This window comes from Sphingomonas sp. NFR15 (assembly GCF_900103265.1).
In the GTDB taxonomy this organism is placed as follows: Bacteria; Pseudomonadota; Alphaproteobacteria; order Sphingomonadales; family Sphingomonadaceae; genus Sphingomonas; species Sphingomonas pollutisoli.
Window position 1 is genome coordinate 217,293 of the sequence record NZ_FMWX01000005.1, and the last position, 23,899, is coordinate 241,191.

Below are 23,899 nucleotides of genomic sequence, written 5' to 3' on the forward strand. Positions count from 1 at the left end.
CGCCCGCGTCAGCTACGAAATCATTCCGCGGCGATGTGGTCCTCGATGCCGCCCGGCGTAGCGGCCGCATCGTGAATCGCGGCTTCCAGCCCGGCGATGGTGAACGGCTTGCGCAGCACGACATGGCCGCCGAACTCGGCCTCGGCGGCGTCGCCGGCAAAGCCCGTGACGAACAGCACGGCAAGATCGGGCCGGCGCAGCAACAGCGTGGCGACCATCTCCGGCCCGGTCTGGCCCGGCATCAGCACGTCGGAAATCACCATGCTCACGCCAGGGTTGGCGGCGAGCAATGCCGGCGCGGCGAGGGGGTCGCCGCAGGCTATCGCGCGGTGGCCGAGTTCCTCCAGCGCGACCATCGTCGCGGCGAGCACGCGCGGATCGTCCTCGACGACCAGGATGTCGCGCGCGGCGGGCGTCATGCCGACAGGGAGCGCGGGGGCGGGCGGGGCGGGTGCGGCCGCGTCGGCATGACGCGGCAGGTACAGCGTCACCGTGGTTCCTTCGCCCGGTGCCGAGCGCAAAACGACCTCGCCCTCCGCTTGGCGAACGAAGCTGAACACCTGGCTCAAGCCGAGGCCGGTGCCCTTGCCGACCGGCTTGGTGGTGAAGAACGGCTCGAACACGCGCTCCATCACCTCGGGCGTCATGCCGCTGCCGGTATCGGAGACAGCGATGCTGACATATTCGCCCGCCGGACACGCGCCCACCGCGCCCTGCGACAGCGCGGTGCCCGCCGTGGTGATCGTGAGCTGGCCGCGCCCGTCCATCGCGTCTCGCGCGTTGACGGCGAGATTGAGGATGACGTTTTCGAGCTGGTGCTTGTCGATCCGCGTATGCCAGCCGCTGCCCGCATCGCGCACCGTCACCGTGATGGTGTCGCCCAGCGTGCGGTCGAGCAGGTCCGACATGCCCGCGACCAGCGCGCCCGGCTCGATCGGCTCGGTGTTCAGCGCGTCTTCGCGCGAGAAGGCGAGCAGCCGCCGGGTCAGTTCGGCGGCGCGTTTCGCGCCCTCGGTCGCGCTGTCGATATGGCGGTTGGCGGCGGCCGGATCGAGCGCGATCTGCCGTCGCGCCAGTTCGAGCCCGCCGAGCACCACTGCGAGCATATTGTTGAAATCGTGCGCGATGCCGCCGGTGAGCTGGCCGATCGCCTCCATTTTCTGAATCTGGCGGAGTTGCGCTTCCTGCGCGCGGAGTTCGGCGGCCGCGGCGGCGACGGCGGCGCTCAGGTCTTCGGCGCGCGCGCGTTCGGCGGCGGTCTCGGCATGCGCGATCGCTTCGGAACGCAGCGCCTGCACCATCATCCAGCCGAGCAGGATCGCGCCGATGACGATCAACACACCGAACACCGCCAGCACTTTCGCGACATCGTTCGAATGCGCGACCGCCGCGATCGCGCCGGCGGTGCGCCGGTCGAGCAGCGCATGTTCCCGCGCCGAAATCTCGTTCAGCAGCGCGTTGATCCGGGCGAGGCGGGGCGAGGTGCCGGCACGGTAATATAGATCGAGCGCCTGCGTGTTCTTCTTGTAGCGTGTGCTCAGCGCGATCAGTTCGAGTTCGGCGCCGCGCGCATCATATGCCTGGGCGAGGTCGGCGATCGCGCGCGCCTGTTCGGGGTTGTCGGCGGTGTCGCGCCGAAGCTTGTCGATCTGCGAACCGGCGATCTGCCATCGCTCCGCATAGCGCGCGCCGAGCACGCGGTCGCCGCTTATGACGTAGCGGCCGAGCGCCGCCTCCGCGTCGGCGATCGTGCCCGCGAGCGTCCGCGTGAGGATCATCACCTCATAGCTATGCCGCTCGCGCTGCTGCGCTTCGTCGCGCTGGCGGTTGGCGCCCGACAGCGTGAGAATCAGTGCGATGAGCACGGACACGCCCAACAGCGCCATCATGCCCAGCATGATGGTCCGCCATACCGCGCCGAAGGTGTGCTCCGCCCCCCGTTCCGCCGCCGCGTCGCCCTCGGTCCCGCTCATGGCGGTCATGTTACTATGGCGCGGAAATCGAGGAAAGGCGCGACGTTCCGTTAATCGATCGCGCCCACCGCTTGACCCGACGCCTTGAACATGGCGAGGATCGTCTCGACCTGCTCGGCGCTATGCTCCGCACACAGCGAGCAGCGCAGCAGATACGTACCGGCCGGCGTTGCGGGCGGCCGCGCCATGTTGACGTACAGGCCACCCTCGAGCAGCGACTGCCATAGGGCGACCGCCTGGGTCTGATCCTTGAGGATCACCGCGATGATCGCCGATTGCGGCGTCTCGGTGCCGAGCGTGTAGCCCATGTCCTTGAGCCCGCCGTGGAGCCGCTTCGAATTCGCCCACAGATGCGCGCGCTTCTCGCCGGCGTGCATCAGCTTGCGGATCGAGGTCGCCGCGGTCGCCACCACCGAGGGCGGAAGCGAGGCGGTGAAGACATAGGGGCGGCACACCAGCCGCATCACATCGAACTTGGGATGGTTCGACACGCAGAACCCGCCGACCGTGCCGACCGACTTGGAGAAGGTGCCGACGACGAAATCCACCTGATCCTCGACGCCCTGTTCCTCGTACACGCCGCGCCCGTTGGGGCCGAAGAAGCCCATGCCGTGCGCCTCGTCGACCAGCACCATCGCGCCGTGCTTCTTGGCGACCGCGACCATTTCGGGCAGCGGCGCGATATCGCCAAGCATCGAATAGACGCCTTCGAGAACGACGAGCTTGCCCGGCTCCTTGGGCAGCCGGCCGAGCCTTTTGTCGAGATCCTCGACCGAATTGTGACGGAAGCGGACGATCTCGGCATTGCCGAGCGCGCAGCCATCGTAGATCGAGGCGTGGCTGTCTGCGTCGAGGATGACATATTCGCCCTTGCCGGCGAGCGTCGAGATCATGCCGAGATTGGCCTGATATCCGGTCGAGAACACCATCGCGTGGGATGTGCCGTAAAACTCCTTGAGCGCCTCCTCGCAATCCTTGTGCGGCGAATAGGTGCCGTTGAGCACGCGGCTGCCTGTGGTGCCCGATCCGAACGCGTCGAGCGCGTCCTTGCCGGCACGCACGACGTCCGGATCGAACGTCATGCCCATGTAATTGTAGGTTCCGAGCAGGATCGTCTCCTTGCCCTTGATGACCGCGAGCGTGGGCGATTTCACCTCGTCCATCACGATCGCGAACGGATCGCGCACGCCAGTCGCCATCAGCGCCTCGCGTTCGGCGATCAGCGCGTCGAACTTGGTGAACAGGTCGCGTTCCGGCGCAACCTCGGCGGGCGAGGCGGGCAGGGCGTCGGCGGTGGCAGCGGCTTCGGTCATGTCATTCATTCCTAGACCGTTCGCGTCCCTCGACTTCGCTCGGGACGAACGGAGGTTGGGATCAGGCCTTGAGGCTCATCACGGCATCGACGAGCTGGCCGATCGTTTCGATCTCGGCCTGCATGTTCATGGTGATGATGATGTCGAACTCGTCCTCGATCGCGGCGACGAAATCCATCACCGTCAAGCTGTCCCACTCGAGATCGCCTTGGAAGGTGGTCGCCTCGGTCAGCGCGACCTGCTTCTTGTTGAACGGTTCGATCTGGCGGGTAACGGTTTCGAAAACGGTGGCGCGGTCGCTCATGGAAATCCTTCGGGAGTGGGGCCGCACGATCGTTGCCAAGCAAATGCGGCGGCATTCGGACGATTCTATAGCAGGCTGTGGTCGCGATACCATGCCGCCGTCGCGGCGAGACCTTCCTCGGTCGGAATTTGTGCGCGCCACAGCGCGGGATCGGGCGCGCGGGCCGGATCGATCGTCCAGTCGGAATGGCAGAAATAGCCGACCCGGTCGCGGGTGAGCTTGGCCTTGTCGCCACGCATCAGCCGGTCGATGCGCGCGGCGGCGAGCATCACCGGCTTGGGCAGGTCGATCGCCAGAACGCGACGGCCGACCGCCGCGCCGATCGCGCGCGCGAACGCGCGGTGCGTCCAGCCGCCGGGGCGGCCGTCATCGGCTTCGTAGAGGACCGGGCCTGGGTTAGTCGCGACCACCGCGAGCAGCAGCCGGGCGAGATCGTCGACATGGATCACCGCGAGCTTGCCGGGCGGCGGCAGCAGCGCGAGCCCGTGCTTGGCCGCGCGGAACATATCGAGCCAGTCGGTGTCGCCGGGGCCGAACACGCCGGAGGGGCGCACCATCGTCCAGTCGAGACCGGAGGCGGCGACCACCTCCTCCGCGCCGTGCTTCGACCAGCCGTAGGTGGAAAGCGCCGGCTCGCGCGCGGCGAGCGAGGAGACGTGGACGAAGCGGCGCACGCCGGCTGCGCGCGCGGCATCCACCACCGCCTGCGTGCCGGTGATGTTGCCTGCGATAAATCCCGCCCGCGTCGGCGTGTTGACGACCCCGGCTACGTGGATGACGACATCCGCGCCGGCGACTATCTCGGCGAGCGCCGGCGCATCGTCGAGCGCGCCGGCGATCCAGGTCACGCCGTCGCGCGGCGGCTGCGTGCGGCGGGTGAGCGCGCGGACCTGATAGCCGGCGGCGAGCGCCTGTGCGATCAGCCGCTTGCCGACGAAGCCGGTGCCGCCGGTGATGGCGAGCGTGGTCATTGCGAGGGGTTCCTGGGGAACGCTGCGGTCGCGTCTCGCGCGGTGCCGCTCCCTTCCAGGGAGGGGAGCAGGTTGCGTGCGTGGCGGACGCTCACAACAGCGCCATGTGGTTGCGATGGACCAGCGCGGCGCGGGGCGCGTAGCCGAGGATGTCGGCAAGTTCGCCGCTGCGCTTGCCGGTGATCCGTTCCGCCTCGTCGGCATCATATTCGGCGAGTCCGCGCGCCAGCGTGCGGCCGTCGTCCGCGCAGATCGTGACGAGGTCGCCGCGCCGGAAACCGCCCTCGACGCGGGTCGCCCCCGCTGCGAGCAGGCTCGCGCCGCTGCGCAGCGCGGTGGCGGCGCCGGCATCGACGTGGATCGTGCCGCGCGCGGTCAGCCCGCCCGCCAGCCATGCCTTGCGCGCGGGCGCGGATTTCTCGGCGACGAACAGCGTGTGGCGCGCCGCCGTCGAGAGCGGCTGCTCGATCCGGCCGCTCGCGATCGCGAGGTTCGCGCCCGCCGCATTGGCGATGCGCGCGGCGGCGATCTTCGAGACCATCCCGCCCGACCCCATGCCCGAGGCGGAGCCGCGATCCGCCATCGCCTCGATGCGCGCGTCGATCCGCTCGACGCGCGCGATGTGCGCCGCGCCGGGCAGGGCGGGGTTGCGATCGTACAGTCCGTCGATGTCGGAGAGCAGCACGACGCCCTGCGCGCCCGCCGCCTGCGCGACGCGCGCGGCGAGGCGGTCGTTGTCACCGAAGCGGATTTCCGCCGTCGCGACGCTGTCATTCTCGTTGAGCACCGGCACCACGCCGAGGCCGAGCAGCCGGTCGAGCGTGGCGGCGGCGTTGAGATAGCGGCGACGGTCCTCGAGATCGTCGAGCGTGACGAGGATCTGCGCTGCGGTCAGCCCCTCCGCGCCGAGCGTTTCCGCCCACATTTGGCTGAGCGCGATCTGCCCGGTCGCAGCGGCGGCCTGCGCATCCTCGAGGTTGGCGCGCCCGCCCTTGGGCAACCCGAGCCGCCGCGCGCCGAGCGCGATCGCGCCCGACGACACCACCGCGACCTGTTGCCCGGCGCGGGCACGTTCGGCGATGTCGGCGACGATCCCGGCGAGCCACGCACGCCGCACGCCGCCGTCGGGATCGACGAGCAGCGCCGAGCCGATCTTGACGATCAGGCGCGGGCAGGTGGCGGGCGGAAACAGATGCATCGGGGCGGCGCTTAGCGCGGGGCGGGCGATCCGCCAACCAAATCAGCGGGCGAAAATCTCGGCATGCGTCAGTTCAGTACGTACGGAGGGCAGGGCCAGATCGACCGGTCAGGCGCCGACACCCGTGCGCTGGATAACGCGGAGCCGTTCTCTCGCGATGTCCACGAAAACGATGGTATCGACACTTTCGAGTGCTGTATACTCTTCCAGTTTGACGACGAGATTAGTTCGCGAGGTGCCTGCGGACATCACCTCGAAAATGACCACGGGATCGTCGAACGCTCTCGCATCGTCATGCTCTCTACCGCTGCCGCTGCGGTAGATCGTTACGTCTGGATAGCGAACGGAATAGGCGTGGGTCTGCGCTGCCATTATCGAGGTGAAAGGCGTGCAGTCCGAATCGCGGAGGCGTGATGCCAAAGCGACGAGGATGTTCCCTTGCACCAGCACGTGGCGCGCCGTTCCACCAGCCATCATGCGGATAACACCGTTATCCAGCTCAGCCTTCCGATCACCAAAATTGATGTCGAGGAAATCCTCGGCGCTCAGCAGCGGATATTCGACTGGCGACAGCATGGTGCGCTCATAACAGAGCGCGCGAGTCGCTTAAACCGGCGACCATTCGATCGAGTCCTCGCCCTCGTCGTCTTCATCGACCGTCGCCGCTTCCGGACCGATCGCCTCGAGCAGCCGATCAAGCGCCCAGTCGGTGCCGGTGCCGGCGGCGCCCGAGATGGCGATGACTTCCTCGCCGCTGGCTTCCTCGAGTTCGGCGAGCAGCGCCGCGATCAGTTCGTCGTCGAGCGTGTCTATCTTGTTGAGCGCGACCACCACCGGCTTGTCGGTGAGCCCGCCGCCGTAATTTTCCAGCTCGTCGCGGACGATGCGGTAGCTCTCCGCGACATCGTCGTCATTGGCATCGACGAGGTGAAGCAGCACCTTGCAGCGTTCGATATGGCCGAGGAAGCGGTCGCCGATCCCCGCGCCGTCCGCCGCGCCTTCAATCAAGCCCGGGATGTCGGCGATCACGAACTCGCGGTTGTGGTGGCGCACCACGCCAAGCTGCGGGCGCGTCGTCGTAAACGCATAGGCGCCGACCTTGGCCTGCGCGTTGGTGACGGCGTTGATGAAGGTCGATTTACCGGCATTGGGCAGCCCGACCAACCCGGCGTCAGCGAGCAGCTTCAAGCGCAGCCACACCCACGCTTCCTGATACGGCCAGCCAGTGCCGTGCTGGCGCGGCGCGCGGTTGGTCGAGGTCTTGTAGCTGGCGTTGCCGCGTCCACCGTCGCCGCCGCGCAGGAACACCTCGCGCTGGCCGGCGCGGGTGAAGTCGAGCAGTACCTCCTCGCGCTCCTCGTCCATGATCTGCGTGCCGACCGGCACTTTGATGACGAGATCGTCGCCGCCAGCGCCGGTGCGGTTGCTGCCCGAGCCGCCCTCACCGCGCGGCGCGCGGAAATGCTGCGTGTAGCGGAAGTCGATCAGCGTGTTCAGCCCGGCGACCGCCTCGAAGATGATGTCGCCGCCCTTGCCGCCGTTACCGCCGTCCGGGCCGCCATATTCGATGAACTTCTCGCGCCGGAAGCTGACGGCGCCGGGGCCGCCCGCGCCCGAGCGGACGAAGATTTTAGCTTGGTCGAGAAAATGCATGGCGCGCTCTAACGCTTTAGCACAGCTAAAGCGAGGCCAGAGCGCGCCGGCCGGCCTCGCCACCGGGCGAGGGCCGACGGCGCGGCTTTGCCGCGCCGCCTGGGGATCAGCCGCCAGCCCCCTTCACCGCCGTAGCCCGCGCCGCGACCAACGCGTCGGTCGCCAGCCCGCGCGCGGTTTCGCGTGGCAACCCGAGCGCCTTGGCCATCGCCGGTCCCAGCAGCGCATCGCCCATCGCGACGAGTACGAGCCGAAGCGTCTCCTCGCGGATGTGCGTCGCCTGATCGGCCTCGTCCGCGGCGAGATCATCGACCAACCGGTGGATCGCGCTCAACACCGGATCAAGCGCGTCGTGATTGCCCGACAGGATCATCCAACTCGCCATCGCGCCGGCGCCCTGCGCGAAGGCGTCAAAGGTCAGATCGACCACCTCGCGCGGATCGGCCTCGCCGGCGCGGGCGCGTTTGGCGGCGTCGCTGATCCGTGCGGTGATTGTGTCGGCCAGGTGCGTGATGAGCGCGCTCTGCAGCCCGCCCGCGCTGCCGAAATGGTGGAGCAGATTGGCGTGCGTGCGCCCGATCCGCTGCGCCACCGCCTTGAGCGTCACCGCCTGCGGGCCGTCGTGGATGAGGATATCGCGCGCGGCTTCGATCGCGGCGACGCGCGAGCGTTCGGGGCTTAGTCGTTTTGGTGTTATTGACACGATTGTAAGTAACGCCTATTTCACTGTCCCGCAGAAGCTGTCTGGAGGTTTCCATGACGAAAGCAACCACGCCTACCGATCTGACGATCACCCCGCGCGACTTGCGGTTTGGCCGGGGCGTGCGCCGCGCGCGCTGGTGGATGAACAATGATCCGATCGCGACCGCCTTCTACAACGCGCTGTCGGTGACCTTCCCGAAGGGCGAAGGCTTTTTCATCGATAGCGTGCGCGCGTTTCGCGCCGGTACGCCGTCGCGTCTGAACGCCGAGATCAACGCCTTCATCAAGCAGGAGGTGATGCACACGCGCGAGCATGTCGCGTTCAACCGCCACGTCACCGATCAGGGCTATGACGTGTCTCTGCTCGACCGGCATGTCGACGAGGCGATCGCGCTGACCGAGGGCAAGCCGGCGATCGCGCGGCTCGCCGCGACGATGGCGCTCGAACATTTCACCGCGATCCTCGCGCACGAACTGCTCGCCGCGCCGCGCCACCTCGCGGGTGCGGAGCTGGAGGCGGCGGCGATGTGGCGCTGGCATGCGATCGAGGAGATCGAGCACAAGGGGGTCGCCTATGACACATGGCTCCATGCCACGCGCGACTGGCCGCGTTTGCGGCGTTGGGCCGTCAAGGCGCTGGTGATGCTGACCACGACGCGCAAGTTTCTCAGCGGTCGCTACCTCGGCACCATCGAACTGCTGCGTCAGGATGGTATCACCGGCCTGCGCGCGCATCTCGGCGTGCTGCACTATGCCTTCGTGCGCCCCGGCATGGTGCGTAAGGTACTCGGCGCGTGGATCAGCTATTTCCTGCCGGGCTTTCATCCGTGGCGGCACGACGACCGTAAGCTGATCTCGCGCGCGGAGAGCGACTACGCGGCGGCGGTGCTGCCAGCATAGCCGTCGCCCCGGCGCAGGCCGGGGCCGCTGCGCTATCATGCGTGTCAGATGTCGCGAGACGTGTTTAGGCGGCGAGGCTGAGCGCTTGGTCCCCGATTCGCGCATCCTCCAGGTCGCACGCGAGCATCACGCTCGCCACTTCGCGTCCGCGCGCGCGTGAGAAGGTCGTTCCGCGCCCGGTCTCATGAAACCCCAGCTTGCCGAGCACCCGGCCCGAGGCGGGGTTGTCCACGAAATGTCGCGCCCGCAGCCGCTTGAGCCCGAGCGAATGGCGCGCCATGTGCAGCACCGCGCGTCCGGCTTCGGTCGCATAGCCGCGTCCCCAGGCGGACGGCGTCAGCCAATAGCCGAGCTCCGGCGCATCGCCCCTTTCGCGATCGAGCGAGATCGTGCCGATCAGCCGCGGACAGCTTCGGCCCGGGGCGGGGCCATCATGCGCGTGGATCAGCAGCGTCACGTCGGTGGAACCACGCGGGATCGCCAGCCAATCGCGCGCATCGGCCGGCATGTAGGGCCACGGCACGCGCGAAAGGTTCATCACGACGCTCTCATGGGCGAGCGCCTGCGTCACGGCGGCGGCATCTTCCGGCCAGCCGGGGCGCAGCGTCAATCTGGGAGTCCGGGCGAACATTTCGAAAACTCTCCTCGTCGTCGCGCGGTCACCTTGCCATGCCGGGATGACATGGGGGCGACAACGCCGTGGAGGGAGCATGAAAAAAGGGAGCCGGGGCGACCCGTCTCCCTTGTTTCGGCATCCTTTCGGACACCCGGATCACCCTGGTGGGCGACCCGGCCGGTCGCCCGTTATTCGGCGGCTTGCGCCAGCGCTTCCACCGAGCAGAACTTGCGGCCGAGCTTGCCTTCCTTGAAGGTCACGCGGCCTTCGACGAGCGCGAACAGGGTGTGATCCTTGCCCATGCCGACGTTGGTGCCCGGGTAGAATTTGGTGCCGCGCTGGCGCACGAGAATGTTGCCCGGAATGGCGATCTCGCCACCGAACTTCTTCACGCCAAGACGACGGCCGGCCGAATCACGACCGTTTCGCGACGAACCGCCTGCTTTCTTATGTGCCATCTCGTGAGACTCCTTACGCCTGCGCCGACTCGCCGCCGATGGCGGTGATCTTCAGGATCGTGTGCTGCTGACGATGCCCGTTCTTGCGGCGATAGTTGTGACGACGACGCTTCTTGAAGACGATGACCTTCTCGGCCTTCGCCTGCGCGATGATTTCGGCGGAGACCGTCAGCCCCTCGACCGACTTCAGCTCCGAGCCTTCGCCCGCGAGCAGGATGTCGCCGAGCGTAATCGACGAACCGGCTTCGCCGTCGAGCTTCTCGACGACGATCTTGTCTCCAGCGGCAACCCGGTATTGCTTGCCGCCCGTGCGCACGATTGCGAACATGGCCCTCATCACTTTCAAAACAGCGGTGTCCCACGCTCAGGCATGCCCGGCGCGGGAAAGAGCCGCCAGCTATGCGAAGGTGGCTCCGCTGTCAACCGCAGAAGCGCGCGCCGATGCGTAGCCCGGAACGCGGTAAGCCGCGCGCGCGAAAGCGTTGCATCGATGCACCACATCAACACGAAAACGAGTTTCCTGACGATAGTCGCGTTCAGACATGAAGTTTATGTTGCAATGCGGGGAAGGTTATGGCGTCTTCATGTCGTCGGCAGGGTTCGCATACCGCCGGGGCAAGTCTCCGGTCCGGGGCGGTAAGTCCGGCAGGCGAGTCGCTCCGTAATCAGGCTGGCTCGTCGAAGGGGTGTAAGGTCAAGCGTCGTACGTCTTTGAATGCTGCTTTGCGGCAGGGAGGCGTGCGTGCGTCCGGTCGGAACCGATACGGTCAAGCAAGCCGGCGGTTACAGACAGGTAGGGGAAAATACTGGGAGCGGATGTCTGATTGTTACGGATTCACCTGGGGGACTGAGATCAATGGTAAGGAACTCGATTTCGTTGTTCGCGCTGGCCGTCGCCAGCGCCTGGAGCGTACCCGTGCTCGCCGCAACCGAGCCGGCACCGGCGCCGCTGGCCGATCCCGCGCCGCAGGCCGAGGAGGGCGGCACCGACATCATCGTGACCGGCACGCGTACCACCGGCATGCGCGCGGCGGACAGCCCCGCGCCGATCCAGATCCTGGGCGCGGACGCGCTCTCGCACACCGGCTCGCCCGATCTGTTGCAAAGCCTCGCCCAGCAATTGCCCTCTATCCAGGCGCAATCGTTCGGCAGCGATCTTCAGGCGCACACGCTGCAGATGAAGCTGCGCGGTCTCAGCCCCAATCACACGCTGATCCTCGTCAATGGCAAGCGCCGCCACGGTACCGCCAACGTGTCGGTCGCGGGCGGCCCCTTCGGCGGCAGCGCCGCGCCCGACATCAGCTTCATCGTTCCCGAATCGATCGACCACGTCGAAGTGTTGCAGGATGGCGCCGCCGCACAATACGGCACGGACGCGATCGCTGGCGTCATCAACTTCATCCAGAAGAAATCGGACCACGGCGGCTCGCTCGACGCGACCGGCGGCAAATATTACGATGAAGGTGGCCAGACCTATGCGGTCGGCGGCAATATCGGCATCGCGCCATTCGACGGCGCCTATTTCAACGTCGCGGCGCAGAAGAAATACAAGAATTACAGCTTCCGCGGCGACATCAACCCGCAGGCGACCAGCCTCTCGACCAAATATCCGGCGATCAAGGATCTGCCGGGCTATCCGTACACCAACCGGATCATCGGCGATCCGAAGATCGAACAGACCGTCGTCAGCTACAATGCCGGCTACGAATTCGGCGATTTCAAGCTCTACAGCTTCGGCAGCTACGGCCACAAGAAGGCCAAGGCTTATGAGAACACGCGCCCGCCGACGACGGTGGTGAGCGGCGCCGGCACCACGGCGGCCGGCGGCGTGGCCGGCGTGCCCTTCTATCCCGGCGGCTTCCAGCCGCAGGAGACGATCGACGAGACCGATTACTCGTTCACCGGCGGCTTCAGCGGCAGCGTGGGCGACACGACCTTCGATATCGCGAGCACATACGGCAACGACGATATCAGCGTCGATATCATCAACACCGCCAACGCCCAGCTCTATCGCGATACCGGCTACACGCCGACCAACATCCACGACGGTTCGTTCTACAACACCCAGTGGACCAACACGCTCGACCTGACGCACCCCTTCGACATCGGCCTCGCCGGCCCGATCAACGTCGCGGGCGGTCTCGAATTCCGCCACGAGGAATATGGCATCCGCGCGGGTGATCCGGCGTCTTATTACGGCGGCGGCACGCAATCGTTCTTCGGCTACAGCCCCAAGGACGCCGGCAAGTACAAGCGCGACAACTTCTCGCAATATCTCGATGTCAGCGTCAAGCCGATCGACGCCTGGTTGATCGACGGCGCCGTCCGCCACGAGCATTACAGCGATTTCGGCGACACCACCGTCTTCAAGCTGACCACCCGCTACGACTTTTCGGCGGCGTTCGCGCTACGCGGCACGGTCAGCACCGGCTTCCGCGCGCCGACGCTCGCGGAAGGCGGCTACTCCGGCCTCAACGTCGGCCCGAGTTCGATCAGCGGCGTGCTGCCGCCGTCCTCGGCGGGCGCCGCCTCGCTCGGCTTCGGCGGGCTGAAACCTGAAAAATCGACCAACTTCAGCGCGGGCTTCGTCTTCCATCCCGTGCCGAAGCTCAGCATGACGGTCGATGCCTATCAGATCACGATCCGCAACCGCATCATGATCTCGTCGGGTTTCGCGGGCTTCACCGGCAACCGCTGCCCGCAGGGGTATAACGGTTCGAACGCCGCCGCTTGCCTCCCGTTCGATCAGGATCTGTACAACATCAACAACCAGCTCGCCGTGCTCTCGGCGGTCAACACCGCGCTCGGCGGAAGCGGCAACTTGACCTCGCTGGCGCAGGCGACCGCGATCCCAGTCTATGTGCTGTACGCCCCCAACGGCGTCGATCGCGCGACCGACGGCACCGTCGCCGTGCAGAGCTTCGTCAACGGCGTGAAGATGCGCACACGCGGCGTCGACATGGTCATCAACTATCCGTTCGATCTCGGGGATTTCGGCAGCCTCGATCTGACGTTCACCGGCAATTACAACGAAAACAAGGTGCTCAAGATCAACCCGCTGCCTTCCGCGCTCTATTCGAGCACGCAGAACCCGGGTCTGACGCAGCTCATCGCCACCAGCGACGTGACGCAGCTCGAAAACAGCACGCCGAAATTCCGTGGCACGCTCAACGGCTATTGGCAGCTCGGCGGCTTCAGCGTGAATCTGCGCGAGAGCTTTTATTCGGAGGTCTATGCGCTTGAAACGGCGCGCACCACGGTGGGCAACATCGCCGCCGGCTCGCTGTTCAAGGTGCCGGTGAAAGACTCGTTCCTCACCGATCTGGAGGTCGGCTACCAGATCGCGAAGCCTATCAAGATCTCGTTCGGCGCGAACAATCTGTTCAACAAATATCCGACCCAGCGCAGCAAGGCGCTCATCCGCGACGCCGAGTTGAAGAACAACGAACGCGGCTATTCGACCGACAAATATCCGCTGTTCTCGCCGTTCGGCATCAATGGCGGCTATTATTACGCGCGGTTGAACCTGACCTGGTGATGTGGTGGGCGGGCCGCCGCGACGGCGGCCCGCTTTCGCGAAGATCCCGTCTTGATATCAAACGGCGGCTATGTGGTGCCTGCGCGTGTTTTCGGTCCCGCGATGTCGCCGCGGCCGACCGAGAACGGCGCGCCCTGATGGAATCAGTCGATGGCCACAATCGCGACGCATCAATGCCGATGCTCGCGCCGGAGCGTATAGCGGCCGTCGGCGAAGTCGGTGAACAGCCCCGGAATCGCGGGGTGGTCGACCGGTTCGTCGGTATCGTCCGCCACCAGATTCTGCTGGCTGACATAAGCGACGTAGGTCGACTCCATATTTTCGGCGAGCAGATGGTAAAACGGCTGGTCCTTGCGCGGGCGTACGCTCTCGGGGATCGATTCGTACCACTCGTCGCTGTTGGCGAAGATCGGATCGACATCGAAGATCACGCCGCGGAAATCGAAGCTGCGGTGGCGCACGACATCGCCGATGGCGAAGCGGGCATGCGCGACCGGGGGCAGGGGAGTCGCCGAATCGAACGGCGGAACCGAAAGGGTGGTGCGGTGCATGATGCCAATCTAGGGCGTGTTCGCGGGCGCACAAGAAGATAGCGACGATCGGTCTTGTATCCTGAACGGTGTTGCGTTAGAGGCGCCCGCTCACCGACCGGTGCGGGTTCGCGGTTTGCCGCGAACGCGCATCATAAGACCTCGCGGAGAGGTGGCAGAGTGGTCGAATGTACCGCACTCGAAATGCGGCGTGGGTGCAAGCTCACCGTGGGTTCGAATCCCACCCTCTCCGCCATTTCCTTTCGTCACATAGGATCGTAAGACCGCCGCATGGCCTATAAGGAACCGACTTTCCGGGATCGCGCCGCGCTTTCCGCCGACGCGAAGCAGCGTGCGCTTGAGAAACTGAAAGCCAAGCCGGTGCTCGATCCGGCCGTCGTTGCCGAACGCATCGCCGCCCGCGAGGCGAAGGAAGCCGCCGAGGCGCAGAAGCGCGCCGAGAAGAAGGCCGCGATCGAACAGGCCAAGCTCGACAAGATCGCCAAGGCGGAAGAGGCCAAGCGCGCGATCGAGGAAGCCGCCAAGAAGGCGCAGATGACTGAGGCCGAGAAAAAGGCCGCGCGCGACGCGAAGTACGCGGCGCGGAAAGCTCGCAAGAAATAACCCTGTCGTCGCCCCGGCGAAGGCCGGGGCCGGCTCGTTGCTGGGCGAGCCGTCGGACCAGCCACGCAGCGGCCCGGCCTTCGCCGGACGACGTGGTTAGGGCAGCGCGTCCGCCAGTTCTTTGAGCCACACTGCCGCGGTTCCGTCCGATGGCGCGCGCCAATCGCCGCGTGGCGACAAGGCGCCGCCCGCCGAGACCTTCGGCCCGTTAGGAATCGCTGAGCGTTTGAACTGGCTGGTCGCGAAAAAGCGGACGAGAAACTTCTCCAGCCATTCGCGAATCGTCGGGAGATCATACGCCACGCGTGCTGCCTCTGGTACGTCGCGCGGCCAGCGCCCGGCCGCCGCGTCGCGCCACGCGTGCCACGCGAGGAAGGCGATCTTCGAAGGCGCCATGCCGTGCCGCACGGCATAATGCGTGAAGAAGTCGTTGAGCGCATATGGCCCGATCTTCGATTCGGTGCTCTGGATCGCGCCGTCCGCGCCCGCCGGCACCAGTTCGGGGGAAATCTCGGTATCGAGGATCGCCGCCAGCACCGTATCGGTCTGCGCGTCGAACTGGTTGCTCGCGATGCACCAGCGGATCAGGAATTGGATTAGCGTCTTGGGCACGCCGGCGTTGACGGCATAGTGGCTCATCTGGTCGCCCACGCCGTAGGTACACCAGCCCAGCGCCAGTTCGGACAAATCGCCGGTGCCGACCACCAGCCCGTTGTTGTGGTTGGCGAGCCGGAACAGATAATCGGTGCGCAAGCCCGCCTGCACGTTCTCGAAGGTCACGTCATACACCGGCTGCCCTTGCGCGAACGGATGGCCGAGATCGCCGAGCATCTGATGCGCGGCCGGGCGAATATCGATCTCCTGAGCGGTGATGCCGAGCGCGCGCATCAGCGCCCAGGCGTTGCCCTTGGTGCCCTCGCTCGTGGCGAAGCCGGGCATCGTATAGCCAAGGATGTCGGTGCGTGGCCGCCCGAGCCGCTCGAGCGCCTTGGCGGCGACGATCAGTGCGTGCGTCGAATCGAGCCCGCCCGAAATGCCGATGACAAGCCGCTGCGCCCTGGCTGCCTCCAGTCGCTTGGCGATCCCTTGCACCTGGATGTTGAACGCCTCGTAACAATCCTCGTCGAGCCGCTCGGGCGTGTTCGGCACGAACGGAAAACGCCGGATCTCGCGCCGCGAGCCCACGTCCGCGTAGTCAGGGCGATGCTCGAACCCGATCCGCCGGAAACGCGCCTCGGGCCGGCCGGCGAGAAGGCTCGAATCGTTGAAGGTCGGCGCGCGCAACCGTTCCTGGATCAGCCGCCCGCAGTCGATATCGGCATAGACCGCCCCGTCCGCCGCCGCGAAACGCGCCGATTCGACCAGCAGTTCGCCGAGTTCGTGGATCATGCCTTGGCCGTCCCAGGCGAGATCGGTGGTGCTTTCGCCCGGCCCGGCGGCCGAATAGACGTAACCGCACACCGCGCGCGCGCTTTGCGAGGCGCATAGCATCGCGCGCTCGCGCGCCTTGCCGATCACGATGTTCGAGGCGGAAAGGTTGCAGCAGATCAGCGCGCCCGCGAGCGCACCCATCGTGGAGGGCGGGGTGGGTGCCCAATAATCCTCGCAGATCTCGGCATGGAACAGGAAATGCGGCAGGTCGCTCGCGGCGAAGATCAGGTCGGTGCCGAACGGCGCGGTCTGTCCGGCGACCGCGATCTCCAGCCCGGTAAGACCGGCCCCGCTCGCAAACCAGCGCTTCTCATAATATTCGCGGTAATTGGGCAGGAACGTCTTCGGCACCACCCCCAGCACGCGCCCGCGCGCGATCACGATTGCGCAATTGTACAGCCGGGCGTCGCGCACCAGCGCCGCGCCCACGATCAGCACGGGGCGCAGCGTCGCGCTCGCCGCGACGATCGTCGCCAGCGCCGCATCGGTGGCCCGCTGGAGCGCGTCCTGCAAATGCAGATCGTCGATCGCATAGGAGGTGACGTTCAGTTCGGGGAAGACGAGCAGGTCCGCGCCCTCGGCATCCCCCGCGCGGGCGAGTGCGATCGTCGCGTCGGCGTTGGCGGCGGGATCGCCGACGCTTGCCCGCGGCGTGCAGGCGCCCGCGCGGATCATCTGATGACGGTGGATCGAAAGAAACGGATGTGTATTCGCCATAGGGTCGCGTCCTAAACGCCTTCGCGCATGATTGCCACGCGTGCTAAACGTCGCGGCGCGGGGAATGGAGCCACGGATGAGGATCGGCGCGCTCAAGCTGAAAGCGCAGCTTTACTGCGGCGAGGCGCTGGCGATGGGGCCGGGCAAGGCCGATCTGCTCGAGGCGATCGCGCGCGAGGGGTCGATCTCCGCCGCTGGTCGCGCGATGGGGATGAGCTATCGCCGTACCTGGCTGCTCGTCGATGAGATGAACCGCTGCTGGCGCGACCGGCTGGTCGAGACCATGCCCGGCGGCGGCAAGGCGCGCGGCGCGCGGCTCACCGAAACCGGCGCCACGGTTCTGGCCGCCTATCGCGCGCTGGAGACCGCGCTCGCCGATGCCGCCTGCGGGCAAACGCTCGCGGACCTCGACGCGCTGCTGCGTGCCGAGCCGCTCCCGCCCGCGGCGCCGCTTTCCGATTGACGCGCCGCGGCAGGCGCATAGCTTGCACCGCTTCGACAGGGAGAATGCGGGTGGCGGTAGTGCGCGGCGTGGCGGTGGTTTCGATGATGGCGGCGACGGCACTCGCCCCGGCGAGGGCGCAGGTCGGGGCGGGGGCACACCCGGTCGCCGAGGCGCAGGCGCTCGACATGGCCAAGAAGGCGATCGCCTTCCGCTCGGTGCGGGGCCCCGGCAACCAGACCCCGCAACTCCTCGCCTATCTGAAAGAGCAACTCGTCGCGGGCGGCCTCAAGGCCGACGATGTCGAGATCACCCCGGTCGACGACACCGCGTACATGATCGCGCGCTGGCCGGGCAGCGACCGCAAGGCCAAGCCGCTCGTCATCTCGGGGCATATGGACGTGGTCGAGGCCAAGCCCGCCGACTGGCAGCGCGATCCGTTCACGCCCGTCGTCGAGAACGGCTATCTGTTCGGGCGCGGCGCCACCGACATGAAGCTCGATGGCACGATCGCGATCGCCGCCCTGCTCGAGCTGAAGCGCGAAGGCTATCGGCCGCGCCGTGACATCGTCATCGAATTCTCGGGCGACGAGGAAACGGTGATGAAGACCAGCGAGATCATCGCCGGCAAGCTCGCCAACGCCGATATCGTGCTCAACATCGACGGCGGTGGCGGCGCGCTCGACGAAAAGACCGGCAAGCCGCTCTATTTCACCTGGCAGGGCGCCGAGAAGAGCTATGCCGATTTCCAGCTCACCGTCACCAATCCGGGCGGGCATTCCTCGGCGCCGCGCAAGGACAATGCGATCAACCAGCTCGCCGTCGCGCTGGTGCGGATCGGCCAGTATCAGTTCAAGCCCGAGGTCAGCGATCTGACGCGCGCCTATTTCGTCCAGGCGGCGCGCTACGAGAGCCCCGAAACCGCCGCGGCGATGCGCGCCTTCGCGGCCAATCCGGCCGACAGGGGCGCGATCGCGACGCTCACCGCCAACCCCGCGACGATCGGTAAGATCGGCACGACCTGTGTCGCGACCCTCGTGAGCGGCGGTCATGCCGAAAACGCGCTGCCGCAGCGCGCCACCGCCAACATCAACTGCCGCATCTTTCCCGGCCACAAGCCCGCCGACATTATGGCCGAACTGGCACGCGTCGCCGCTGATCCGGCGGTGACGTTCAAGGACGTGACGGAAGGCTCGGTCGCCACGCCGGCCTCGCCGATGCGCGCCGATTTCGTTCGGGCGGTGACGAAGGCGATGGGGCAGGTCTATCCCGGTGTGCCGGTGTTTCCGAGCCAGTCGTCAGGGGCGAGCGACAGCATGTGGTTCCGCGCCAAGGGCGTGGACAGTTACGGCGCCAGCCCAGTGTTCATCAAGGCGTCGGACGAATTCAGCCACGGCCTGAACGAGCGCACGCCGATCGCCAACATCGCGCCGTCGATCCGCTATTATCTCTCGGTGTTCACCGATCTGTCCAAGTAGCGGCAGGGGCGGGCGCGCGGCTTGCCGTTGCGCCCGCGCCAGCGCCTAGAGGCAGTTCGCCGCCAACCAGATCAGCGGCGCCCACAGCAACAGCGAAATCGGCACCGCGAGCGAAAGCGCGCGCACCACCTCGGTCTCATGGCTGAGGTCGAACGCGGACTCCGAAGTGGCGACGGGCGCGGAGGTCCAGACCGAGCGGCGCGCACGGCGGGTGATCCGGGCGGGGAGCGAGGAATATTCAGCCGAATTGGAGCTGTTGAGATATTTCATTGGAGCGACCTTGGGGGTGGATATCATTACAGTTCGAAATCTGTACTGAGCGAGATCGCCCGTCAATCTACGGAGAAGGTGCTGCTTTTGCTCACTTTTATTGCGGTGCAGCGTAAAGGATGAGGTTAAGTACCTGTGTCAGGCTTTCTTCGCTTTGAAACAGCCGATTACGGCGATTTCGGAGCGAGCCTGAGCCCCCCTACCCATTTTGCGCTGCCACACCCGAGCGATATATTTATTTTCGGTTCGTCTCGTCGACGGCTCGCTTGGCCGCTCTGAGCGTGTCGGGAGCGAGTCGCGTGCTTTGCCGACTCACCGCCCCCACCGCGATCGGGGATTCGCAACCCGAGTCGCAGCCGCGCGATCAGGCTGGCCGACGCCCGCCGTTAGCGGCTAGGATCGCGCGCGATGATGCCCGATCTCAACGCCGCCGAACCGACCAACGCGCGCTGGCCACGGCGTCTCGTCGAGGCGGCGCTCGCCCTGCACGACAATCGGTTGGCCGATGCCGAGCCAAGGCTCCGCGCGCACCTCAAGGAAGATCCGTTCGATGTCGCGGCGATCCGCATGATGGCGGAACTCGCCGGGCGGATCGGGCGCTACCGTGACGCAGAGGCGCTGCTGCGCCGCGCGCTCGAACTGGCGCCGGGCTTCACCGCCGCGCGCGCCAACCTCGCGGTCGTGCTCCACCGGCTCAACCGTCCGGTCGAGGCGATCGAGCAGCTCGATCTCGTCACGATCGACGAACCCGATCATCCCGGCCACGCCAACCTCAAGGCGGCGGCGCTCGGCCGGCTCGGCGGGTTCGACGAGGCGATCGCGCTGTACGGGCAGGTGCTCGCGAAGATGCCGAACCAGCCGCGCATCTGGATGAGCTACGGCCACATGCTCAAGACGGTCGGGCGGCAGGCCGACGGCATCGCCGCCTATCGTCGCGCGCTCGATCTCGCACCGGCGCTCGGCGAGGTATGGTGGAGCCTCGCCAACCTCAAGACAATCCGGTTCGACGATGCCGACATCGCGGCGATGGAGTCGGCGCTGGCGTGGCCGGAGCTCTCCGACGAGGATCGCTTCCATCTCGATTTCGCGCTCGGCAAGGCCTATGAGGACCGCCGCCAGGCCGGGCGCGCGTTCGCGCATTATGCCGCCGGCAATGCGCTGCGGCGCCACTCCGTCCAATATGACCCTGACGAGACCGAGCGCTACGTCGATCGCAGCATCGCCACCTTCACGCCCGATCTGTTCGCCGCGCGCGCCGGGCAGGGGCATCCCGCGCCCGATCCGATCTTCATCCTCGGCATGCCGCGCGCCGGCTCGACCTTGATCGAGCAGATCCTGTCGAGCCACAGCCTCGTCGAAGGCACGTCCGAATTGCCCGATCTGCCCGCCGTCGCCCGCGGCATCGAAGGCTATCCGGCCGGTGCCGCCGCGCTTTCCGCCGATCGGCTCGCCGAACTGGGCGCGGAATACCTGCGCCGGGCGGCGGTCCAGCGCCGCACTGACAAGCCGTTCTTCATCGACAAGCTGCCCAACAACTGGATTCGCGCCGGGCTGATCCGGCTCATCCTTCCCAACGCCACGATCATCGACGCGCGCCGCCATCCGCTCGGCTGCTGCTTCTCCAACTTCAAGCAGCATTTCGCGCGCGGTCAGGCGTTCAGCTACGATCTCGCCGAGATGGGGCGCTATTATCGCGATTACGTACGGTTGATGGCGCATCTCGACACCGCGATGCCGCGCCCGCCGCACCGCGTCTTCTATGAGGCGATGGTCGACGATACCGAGGCGCAGGTCCGCGCGCTCCTCGCCGCCTGCGGGCTGGCGTTCGAACCCGCCTGTCTCGCGTTCCACGAAACCGAGCGCGCGGTGCGCACCGCCAGTTCCGAACAGGTCCGGCGCCCGATCTTCAGCGAGGGCAAGTCTGCCTGGTTGCCGTTCGATCCGTGGCTCGGTCCGCTCAAGGATGCGCTAGGCGACGTGTTGCCCACTTATCCCGAGGTCGCGCCGTAGCACCTCCACCCCCGCGTGGGCGTGTCGAGCTGGTGGTATGCGCATGCAGACCGATGGTCGTCCCACGACCGGACACATAACGTTGCAAATCTGCCACGCGTCTGTGCCGAAATGCCGGAACCGTAACGGACCCGATTGACGATTGTTGCGGCGCGGAACACCCTGTCGCGAACGCTTGCTTCCTGGGGGGAATGGGGAATGAAGTTCGGGGTTCGCGCGGTCGCGTCGGTATTGCTCGCGTCGTCGGCGTTCCTTCCCGCCCTGGCCGAGGCGCAAAGTGCGCCGGAGTCCGCGCCTGCCGCCGATCAGCAGCCCGACAATGGCGACATCGTCGTCACCGCGCAGAAGCGTGAGGAAAGCCTGTCGAGCGTGCCGATCAGCATTCAGGCGATCGGCACCAAGAAGCTCGACCAGCTCAACATCAGCAACTTCAACCAATATACCCAGTTGCTGCCTTCGGTGTCGTTCCAGACGACCCAACCGGGATCGACCACCGTTTACATGCGCGGCGTCGCCTCCGGCGGGGACGGCAACCATTCGGGGTCGCTGCCCTCGGTCGGCTTCTATCTCGACGAACAGCCGATCACCACGATCGGCGGCACGCTCGACATCCACATCTACGATATCGCGCGCATCGAGAGCCTCGCCGGTCCACAGGGCACGCTCTACGGCGCTTCGTCCGAAGCGGGCACCGTCCGCATCATCACCAACAAGCCCGAACTGAGCCACTTCTACGGTCGCGTCGATGGCGAGGTGAACACGGTTCACAAGGGCGGCGTCGGCGGCAAGATCGAAGGGATGGTCAATGCGCCGCTCAACCCGATCATGGCGCTGCGCGTCTCGGGCTTCTACGAACGCGATGCGGGCTTCATCGACAACGTACCCGGCTCGCGCACCTTCTGCGGCGCGGTCATCAACGATGCCGACGGCAATGGGGTCGGCTGCCAGCCGGGTCTCACCGTCAACAACAAGGCGTTCGTCAAGAAAGACTATAACGAGTCCGACTTGTGGGGCGGCCGCGCCGCGCTCAAGATCGACCTCGACGATAGTTGGACCGCGACGCCGACCGTTCTCTACCAGGAGGCGAAATATCACGGCGCCTATGCGATGGACCCGCAGGTCGGCGATCTGCAGGTGCAGCGCTTCTTCCAGGAATATCGCCACGATCGCTTCATCCAGGCGGCACTGACGATCGAAGGCAAGATCGGCAATTGGGACGTGACCTATGCCGGCGCCTATCTCGACCGGCAGGATCAGCAGTCGAGCGACTATGCCGACTATGCCGAGGCCTACGACCAGATCTACCACAATGTCGGCGGCATCTTCTATTACGGCGACTACAGCAACGCCGCGGGCAATCAGATCGACCCGCGCCAGCGCATCGTCGGCACCGACCATTTCAAGAAGATGAGCCAGGAATTCCGCGTCCAGTCGCCGCAGGACGAGCGCTTCCGTGTCGTCTCCGGCCTGTTCTACCAGCGGCAGAGCAACCTCATCCACCAAGACTACAAGGTCGATGATCTCGCGCCCGATCTGTCGGTGAATGGCCACCCCGGCACGCTCTGGCTCACCCAGCAACACCGCGTCGACAAGGATTATGCGATCTTCGGCGAAGCCTCCTTCGATATCCTGCCGACGTTGACCTTCACCGCCGGCGGCCGCGGCTTCATCTACGATAACTCACTGATCGGCTTCTATGGTTTCGGCCGCAATCCCGGCGATGGCTATACCGCCGAGCCGTATAACGGCGCGCTCAGTTCGGGCACCGGCGTGGTGCGCTGTTTCGCGACCGACGGGCTGCGGCTGACGGGCTATGGCGACCAGCCGAGCAGCACGACGCGCGTGCTGTTGCCGGCAGCGGTGGCGGGCGGGCCTTGCACCAACCTCGCCAATTACGTCGTCGGGCGCGGGCTCGAGCCGATCAAGGCGTCCGGGCAGGGCTTCACCCACAAGCTCAACCTCACCTGGAAGCCGAGCAAGGAGTTCCTGCTCTACGGCACCTGGTCGCGCGGCTTCCGCCCCGGCGGCATCAACCGTCGCGGCGACATCCCGCCGTACAACCCCGATTACCTGACCAATTACGAGATCGGCGCGAAGACCACGCTGTTCGGCGGCAAGCTGCGCGTAAACGCGGCGATCTACCAGCAGAATTGGGACAAGTTCCAGTTCAGCTTCCTCGGGCCGAACAGCTTCACGATCATCAACAACGGCCCGAACGCACGCATCCGCGGGGTCGAGGCGGACGCGGCGCTCACGCTCGGCGGCCTCTCGTTGACGGCGGCAGGAGCCTATGCCGATGCCAAGACGACCAGCACGCTTTGCACCACCGCCGTCTCGACCTGTAGCGGCGACGACGTGCTCGCGCCGACCGGCACGCGCCTGCCGATCACGCCGCGCTTCAAGATCAACGGCACCGCGCGCTACACCGTGCCGCTGGGCGAGGCCAAAGCCTATGCGCAGATGCTCGTCGCGCATCAGAGTTCCGCGTCGTCGGACATCCGCGTCGCTTACGCGGCGACGCAGGGGCGGCTGAAGCAATATACCACCGGCGATCTCGCGGTCGGCGCGGAATGGGCGACGTTCAGCCTGGAGGTGTTTGCGCAGAACCTGTGGGACGAGCGCGCGCAGCTTTCACGCTTTCAGGTCTGCGGTGTCTGTACGCAGCGCCCCTATGTCGTCACCAGCACGCCGCGAACCATCGGCCTGCGCGGCGGGGTGAAGTTCTAGCGGCGCGGTATCGCCGGTTTCCCTCATGACGATCCGGCGGTACC

The 23,899-nt window shown here is 66.3% G+C and carries 21 protein-coding genes and 1 tRNA gene; 8 read left to right on the forward strand and 14 right to left on the reverse strand.

All coding sequences use genetic code 11. From position 1 onward, the window contains the following. Positions 1–20 precede the first annotated feature (20 nt). The 8 genes from BLS81_RS13380 to BLS81_RS13415 all read right to left on the reverse strand — a co-directional run bounded on the left by BLS81_RS13380 (position 21) and on the right by BLS81_RS13415 (position 8,115). Positions 21–1,973, reverse strand: a complete 1,953-nt coding sequence (locus BLS81_RS13380; protein WP_093224713.1) for an ATP-binding protein — start codon at positions 1,971–1,973, stop codon at positions 21–23. Positions 1,974–2,023: 50 nt separating this feature from the next. Further along, positions 2,024–3,286, reverse strand: a complete 1,263-nt coding sequence (locus BLS81_RS13385) for a serine palmitoyltransferase (RefSeq protein WP_093224714.1) — start codon at positions 3,284–3,286, stop codon at positions 2,024–2,026. A gap of 61 nt (positions 3,287–3,347) precedes the next feature. Then, positions 3,348–3,590, reverse strand: coding sequence for an acyl carrier protein (locus BLS81_RS13390; RefSeq protein WP_093224561.1), 243 nt, complete (start codon positions 3,588–3,590; stop codon positions 3,348–3,350). A 65-nt stretch (positions 3,591–3,655) separates the two neighbouring features. Next, positions 3,656–4,561, reverse strand: a complete 906-nt coding sequence (locus BLS81_RS13395; RefSeq protein ID WP_093224562.1) for an NAD-dependent epimerase/dehydratase family protein — start codon at positions 4,559–4,561, stop codon at positions 3,656–3,658. A 91-nt stretch (positions 4,562–4,652) separates the two neighbouring features. Then, positions 4,653–5,759, reverse strand: coding sequence for a glutamate 5-kinase (gene proB, locus BLS81_RS13400; protein WP_093224564.1), 1,107 nt, complete (start codon positions 5,757–5,759; stop codon positions 4,653–4,655). A 108-nt stretch (positions 5,760–5,867) separates the two neighbouring features. Then, a complete protein-coding gene (locus BLS81_RS13405; protein WP_256326231.1) occupies positions 5,868–6,335 on the reverse strand; it encodes a Uma2 family endonuclease in 468 nt (155 codons plus the stop codon). Positions 6,336–6,365: 30 nt separating this feature from the next. After that, positions 6,366–7,412 (reverse strand): GTPase ObgE, encoded by a 1,047-nt coding sequence (gene obgE / locus BLS81_RS13410; protein ID WP_093224565.1) that lies wholly within the window; start codon positions 7,410–7,412, stop codon positions 6,366–6,368. Between the two features lie 106 nt (positions 7,413–7,518). Then, positions 7,519–8,115 (reverse strand): TetR family transcriptional regulator, encoded by a 597-nt coding sequence (locus BLS81_RS13415; RefSeq protein ID WP_093224567.1) that lies wholly within the window; start codon positions 8,113–8,115, stop codon positions 7,519–7,521. Between the two features lie 53 nt (positions 8,116–8,168). Between BLS81_RS13415 and BLS81_RS13420 the strand changes: the two genes are divergently transcribed. Further along, on the forward strand, positions 8,169–9,014 hold the full coding sequence (locus tag BLS81_RS13420; RefSeq protein WP_093224568.1) for a metal-dependent hydrolase: 846 nt from the start codon (positions 8,169–8,171) through the stop codon (positions 9,012–9,014). A gap of 64 nt (positions 9,015–9,078) precedes the next feature. Here the strand turns inward: BLS81_RS13420 and BLS81_RS13425 are convergent, their stop codons facing one another. The 3 genes from BLS81_RS13425 to rplU form a co-directional block, all read right to left on the reverse strand. After that, complete coding sequence (locus BLS81_RS13425; RefSeq protein ID WP_093224570.1) at positions 9,079–9,624, reverse strand: GNAT family N-acetyltransferase; 546 nt, start codon at positions 9,622–9,624, stop codon at positions 9,079–9,081. A gap of 194 nt (positions 9,625–9,818) precedes the next feature. Further along, positions 9,819–10,088: a 50S ribosomal protein L27 gene (gene rpmA / locus BLS81_RS13430; RefSeq protein ID WP_093224571.1), complete on the reverse strand. Its 270-nt coding sequence runs from the start codon at positions 10,086–10,088 to the stop codon at positions 9,819–9,821. A 13-nt stretch (positions 10,089–10,101) separates the two neighbouring features. Beyond that, on the reverse strand, positions 10,102–10,416 hold the full coding sequence (rplU, locus tag BLS81_RS13435; RefSeq protein ID WP_069204590.1) for a 50S ribosomal protein L21: 315 nt from the start codon (positions 10,414–10,416) through the stop codon (positions 10,102–10,104). Positions 10,417–10,965: 549 nt separating this feature from the next. On the opposite strand from rplU, the gene BLS81_RS13440 reads away from it, so the two are divergent. Further along, positions 10,966–13,626: a TonB-dependent receptor plug domain-containing protein gene (locus BLS81_RS13440; protein WP_256326232.1), complete on the forward strand. Its 2,661-nt coding sequence runs from the start codon at positions 10,966–10,968 to the stop codon at positions 13,624–13,626. 170 nt (positions 13,627–13,796) lie between these two features. Here BLS81_RS13440 and hspQ read toward each other — a convergent pair whose 3' ends face one another. Continuing rightward, positions 13,797–14,177 (reverse strand): heat shock protein HspQ, encoded by a 381-nt coding sequence (hspQ, locus tag BLS81_RS13445; RefSeq protein ID WP_093224573.1) that lies wholly within the window; start codon positions 14,175–14,177, stop codon positions 13,797–13,799. A 145-nt stretch (positions 14,178–14,322) separates the two neighbouring features. Here hspQ and BLS81_RS13450 point away from each other — a divergent pair. Both BLS81_RS13450 and BLS81_RS13455 read left to right on the forward strand, forming a co-directional pair. Further along, positions 14,323–14,412: transfer RNA gene (locus tag BLS81_RS13450), tRNA-Ser, on the forward strand. Between the two features lie 35 nt (positions 14,413–14,447). Continuing rightward, a complete protein-coding gene (locus BLS81_RS13455) occupies positions 14,448–14,780 on the forward strand; it encodes a DUF6481 family protein (RefSeq protein WP_093224574.1) in 333 nt (110 codons plus the stop codon). Between the two features lie 96 nt (positions 14,781–14,876). Here the strand turns inward: BLS81_RS13455 and BLS81_RS13460 are convergent, their stop codons facing one another. Continuing rightward, complete coding sequence (locus BLS81_RS13460) at positions 14,877–16,928, reverse strand: NAD(+) synthase (protein ID WP_093224576.1); 2,052 nt, start codon at positions 16,926–16,928, stop codon at positions 14,877–14,879. Between the two features lie 76 nt (positions 16,929–17,004). Here BLS81_RS13460 and BLS81_RS13465 point away from each other — a divergent pair, with 76 nt between their 5' ends. Both BLS81_RS13465 and BLS81_RS13470 read left to right on the forward strand, forming a co-directional pair. Further along, complete coding sequence (locus BLS81_RS13465) at positions 17,005–17,391, forward strand: winged helix-turn-helix domain-containing protein (protein ID WP_093224717.1); 387 nt, start codon at positions 17,005–17,007, stop codon at positions 17,389–17,391. Between the two features lie 44 nt (positions 17,392–17,435). Continuing rightward, a complete protein-coding gene (locus BLS81_RS13470; protein WP_093224577.1) occupies positions 17,436–18,848 on the forward strand; it encodes a M20/M25/M40 family metallo-hydrolase in 1,413 nt (470 codons plus the stop codon). A 45-nt stretch (positions 18,849–18,893) separates the two neighbouring features. On the opposite strand, the gene BLS81_RS13475 is transcribed toward BLS81_RS13470, so the two are convergent. Further along, positions 18,894–19,118, reverse strand: coding sequence for a hypothetical protein (locus BLS81_RS13475; protein ID WP_093224579.1), 225 nt, complete (start codon positions 19,116–19,118; stop codon positions 18,894–18,896). 408 nt (positions 19,119–19,526) lie between these two features. Here BLS81_RS13475 and BLS81_RS13480 point away from each other — a divergent pair, with 408 nt between their 5' ends. Together BLS81_RS13480 and BLS81_RS13485 are read left to right on the forward strand one after the other, a co-directional pair. Further along, positions 19,527–21,128: a tetratricopeptide repeat-containing sulfotransferase family protein gene (locus BLS81_RS13480; RefSeq protein WP_176787167.1), complete on the forward strand. Its 1,602-nt coding sequence runs from the start codon at positions 19,527–19,529 to the stop codon at positions 21,126–21,128. A gap of 198 nt (positions 21,129–21,326) precedes the next feature. Then, positions 21,327–23,855: a TonB-dependent receptor gene (locus tag BLS81_RS13485; RefSeq protein ID WP_093224580.1), complete on the forward strand. Its 2,529-nt coding sequence runs from the start codon at positions 21,327–21,329 to the stop codon at positions 23,853–23,855. Positions 23,856–23,899 lie beyond the last annotated feature (44 nt).